2 protein-coding genes are annotated in these 1,465 nt (G+C 38.8%); both read right to left on the bottom strand.

What is annotated here, in order from left to right:
- Positions 1-6: 6 nt before the first annotated feature.
- Entirely contained in the window at positions 7-708 is a 702-nt protein-coding gene (lepB, locus tag E1163_RS00545) for a signal peptidase I (RefSeq protein WP_155168576.1), read from the bottom strand.
- Positions 709-1,097: 389 nt separating this feature from the next.
- A complete protein-coding gene (locus E1163_RS00540) occupies positions 1,098-1,319 on the bottom strand; it encodes a hypothetical protein (RefSeq protein ID WP_155168575.1) in 222 nt (73 codons plus the stop codon).
- Between the last annotated feature and the right edge of the window lie 146 nt (positions 1,320-1,465).

The following is a 1,465-nucleotide window of genomic DNA, read 5'->3' as shown; positions in this document are numbered from 1 at the left end:
GCTTCCTCAAAAATACATTACGTTTATTACTGTCCCGATTATTCTGGCCTCGTCTATAAGCCCGATATAACGTGAATCCAAAGCGTTATCCCTATTATCTCCCAACACAAAATACTTTCCTTCAGGAATCTCCAAAGGCCCAAAATTATTCCGATTCCAATTTTGCTGATAAACCTCCTTAATCTCTTTTTCTGCTTTATTCTCAGGATCAATATACATTCTATCTGACAAGCCGTTACGTTTTGCGATTTCGGTTGACATGCAAACTAGTGAAGAGTCCTCATTAAGATATGCCATAAGCCCATCTTTGTCTAATTCCCCTTTCTTTAATAACTGCTTGTACTTGTCATGTTTAATCACATAAACATGGTTTAATTCCATGTTTTCATCAATGTTTTGATTATTGACGAATACAACACCAGACCTAATTTCTACAATATCATGCGGTAGAGCAATCAGCCTAAATACGCTTAGCCCAGAACCGTGTATTTCAAATCCGTTATTATATTCATGATCAAAACAAATAAAATCTCCTCTTTCGGGAGTGATCAAACTTGAAACAATAATTTTTGAACCTGCCATAATACCCGGTTCATTAGCATAGGTAGGAAAATTGTATGCTCCTATCATTCTAGTCGTATGGAGAAGGGAAACAACTCCTAAAATAATTGCAAGTCCAATAAAAACATTTCGCAAACCTTTATTCATTACTTTATTACTTTAAATATTTATGTCGCTGAAAAATACTAAAACTTCCAGATGACTTATAGCCGAAGAACAATAATATCATTAATTACTTTCAGTACAGCGGCTCACGATCAACTCTCACACAAAAAGTAGAAGGTGAGGAAATGAGGATTTGAGGATTTGAGGATATTACACCTCTTCCGTTCTCTCGATACCTTTCAACCCATGCATGCAAAATCAAGCTATACGCACGACTTAAGGACTTTTCGACCATTGGCACAGGCTGGCTCCTGATCAACTCCCACGCAAAAAGCAGCAGGTGAGGAAATGAGGATTTGAGGATATTGAGGATTTAAGAATTAAAGCAACAGCCACGCGGTAAGCATGGCCTGGGCATTGCAGCAATTTTGTTATCTCCAATTGGGCATAGCCCCTAAACACTCCACAATAATGATAACCTGACGGGGGGTGTAGAGGTGGCCGTGCCTTTCTCCGATCAGGTCATGATAGGGGCTGAGCCAACGGTGGATTGTCCGTTCGTTAACATTGTAGGCGGCGGCCAGTTGCGATAAGTTCATCGGTTGAGGTTTGAAATTGCCATTGGAGTTGTGGTTTACGCTTTCTTCTTTCATAAGTTGTTAGTTTATTTTGGTTTAAAAAAAATAGACACAATTACCCCCCGCTAAGGAGCTTTTCCTTTTGACATAGTATTCATCTTCTAATAAATGGGTAGGTTGGAAACAGGGGGTATGTTCTTAAAGCCATAGTTTAAAAAGTC

It is taken from the genome of Fulvivirga kasyanovii, assembly GCF_009711405.1.
In the GTDB taxonomy this organism is placed as follows: Bacteria; Bacteroidota; Bacteroidia; order Cytophagales; family Cyclobacteriaceae; genus Fulvivirga; species Fulvivirga kasyanovii.
The sequence above is the reverse complement of the archived record's forward strand: the minus strand, read 5'-3'. Positions and strand labels throughout refer to the sequence as shown.